This window comes from Coleofasciculus sp. FACHB-712, assembly GCF_014695635.1.
In the GTDB taxonomy this organism is placed as follows: domain Bacteria; phylum Cyanobacteriota; class Cyanobacteriia; order Cyanobacteriales; family FACHB-T130; genus FACHB-T130.
In genome coordinates, this window is sequence record NZ_JACJOQ010000590.1 from 1 (window position 1) to 2,404 (window position 2,404).

3 protein-coding genes are annotated in these 2,404 nt (G+C 46.4%); 1 reads left to right on the plus strand and 2 read right to left on the minus strand.

Features of this window, described 5'->3' with window-relative positions; genetic code table 11:
• Positions 1–42 precede the first annotated feature (42 nt).
• Entirely contained in the window at positions 43–1,050 is a 1,008-nt protein-coding gene (gene rlmN / locus H6F50_RS21535; RefSeq protein ID WP_190430284.1) for a 23S rRNA (adenine(2503)-C(2))-methyltransferase RlmN, read from the plus strand.
• A 31-nt stretch (positions 1,051–1,081) separates the two neighbouring features.
• Here the strand turns inward: rlmN and H6F50_RS21540 are convergent, their stop codons facing one another.
• Together H6F50_RS21540 and H6F50_RS21545 are read right to left on the minus strand one after the other, a co-directional pair.
• The gene (locus tag H6F50_RS21540) at positions 1,082–1,264 is read right to left on the minus strand and encodes a replication restart DNA helicase PriA (protein WP_190414604.1); all 183 of its coding nucleotides are present in this window, start codon (positions 1,262–1,264) and stop codon (positions 1,082–1,084) included.
• A gap of 746 nt (positions 1,265–2,010) precedes the next feature.
• A partial coding sequence (locus H6F50_RS21545; RefSeq protein ID WP_190430283.1) for a DUF5110 domain-containing protein occupies positions 2,011–2,404 on the minus strand: 394 nt, incomplete at its 5' end.

Sequence of the window (2,404 nt, forward strand, 5' to 3'; positions counted from 1 at the left end):
GTTGCTAAACAGGGGGTAACGAATAAAAACCCAGCCAGAACGATTCCTCCTCTTTTAGGGGCAAATTTAGCTGAATTAACCCAATGGGTGCTTGCTCAAGGACAACCGGCTTACCGGGGACAGCAACTGCATCAGTGGATTTATGAAAAAGGAGCGCGATCGCTTTCCGAAATTACTGTATTTTCTAAGCAGTGGCGCGACCAAGTAGCAGATGTCCCGATTGGACGCTCTACGATACATCATCGTTCTGTCGCTCCAGATGACACGGTGAAGTATCTGCTGCGGTTGGCAGATGGTCAAATTATCGAAACAGTCGGCATTCCCACAGAAAAGCGGCTCACGGTGTGCGTCTCTTCCCAAGTGGGTTGTCCGATGGCTTGCGACTTCTGCGCTACTGGGAAGGGCGGTTTTACCCGCAATCTCGCACGTCATGAAATCGTCGATCAGGTGTTAACGGTTCAGGAAGACTTCAAGCGACGAGTCAGCCATATTGTATTTATGGGGATGGGCGAACCTTTACTGAATACGGTAAATGTTCTGGGAGCGCTGGAGATACTAAATAAAGATGTGGGAATCGGACAGCGTTCGATGACACTCTCCACCGTGGGAGTACGCGATCGCATCCTCGATTTAGCGAAACATCACTTGCAAATCACCCTCGCAGTTAGCCTCCACGCACCCAATCAGGCACTTCGAGAAAAACTTATCCCCACGGCGCAGCGATATCCCCTGGAAGATTTGTTAGCTGAATGTCGGGAATATGTTCAATTAACAGGTCGCAGATTGACGTTTGAATACGTTCTGCTTGCGGGTGTGAATGACCTCCCCCAACACGCGAATGAACTTGCGTCTCGTCTGCGGGGATTCCAAACTCACGTCAATTTAATTCCCTACAATCCTATCCACGATGCTGACTATCAGCGTCCAGATTCCGGTCGAATTCAAGCTTTTGTGGCAGCTTTGAAAAAACAGCATATTGCTGTTAGCGTTCGCTACTCTCGTGGTTTAGAAGCCAATGCTGCTTGCGGACAACTTCGAGCTTCTAAATAATTCAGTAAAAGCAATTCTTTGAGGATTGCTTCTACAGACGACTTGCATCAAGACCGGGTGCGTATGCTTCGATTACTCTCCCGGTTCGAGAACAAGTCACCATCAAGTAGTCACAAGTACGGCATTGTGTCCGCGTTAGCTGGCTGCTAGAAATGTAATGCCGTTCACCCGGACTGCCACAGTTAGGACAGCGAATTGCTTGGACGAGCTGCATTGTTAAAGTTTTCATGTCAGTAAGTTTTTTAAAACAAGAGAATTGCTAGATTTGACCCCGATACCATCCGGTAAAAGTGTAGCTAAAGTAACAATTTAGCTACATACAATGAGTGAAAAATCAATTTACCTTTCTAGACTATTATGGCAACCTTTTTGATAATTATCCATAATCAATTGAATGATTTATATGAATCATTCTTTAGGAAGATGAGTCTCTCTAGCTTTGATCCCCATTGTGAACTTATGCAAATCAGGGATGTTCGCGCAGGGGCTTAACATCATTTGGATATTTTTGATATGCTGATTGTGTAAAGTTTGGTAGCTCTCTAACAAAGACTTATAGAAGTTATCAATACTTGCCCAAATCAAATTTACAGCTAAAATAAAATTCTCTAAGCAAATTTTATTTGGTCTTAATGTTTAACAATTTTTTTTGCATCGGTCTTTAGATATATTTAAATTTTCGCAAGATGGCTTGAGCGAGAAGCTGGGATCTGCGATCGCTCTGATAGAAAGTAAAGAATGCAAAAAGAAGCGATTTGCCCTCAAGAGCAAATCGCTAACCGTAAAGGATTGAAATTAAATCCGGTTGATCGCGCCTCCCATTAGAAGCACCTCCTCACTCCGGCTCCGGCTCCCCTCTCCGCACCCCCCTCTATCCCCCCGCAAGCAGGGGGAAGATAAGGAATAAATTTTTTTCACGGAGGGGCTGGGGGTGAGGTTCAAACCCAAGAACCGGGCAATTTAAAAAGTCAGTTGACGCGCCGTACTATCGTCAACGAAACGCTGTTCGCCAACACCGACTAGCTGCACGATGGTTTCACGGGTCGAGGGCGTCCAATTGCCTTCACGGGCGGCAATTTCAACCCTCGTTTGTTGCCCTTGGGAATCAACGCGGTAGGTTGTAGTGGCAAAGGCACCCGTTTGATATTCAAACGTATGCCCATCATCTTCATATAGTCTAAACTCGCCCTCTCCAGGCCAGATGCGGAGAGTGAGTTCGTCAATGAGACGCTCATCCGTGTATTGCATCACCGGCTGCATGGGGATAATCGCTCCCGCACGCACATATAGCGGCATTCGCTCTAACGGTGCATGCGCTAAGATATGCGTCGCGCCTTCGTAACGTTCTCCTGTC

Coding starts and splice junctions, on each gene's coding strand:
- H6F50_RS21540 (WP_190414604.1), bottom strand. CDS start 1,264: ATGCAGCTCGTCCAAGCAATTCGCTGTCCTAACTGTGGCAGTCCGGGT.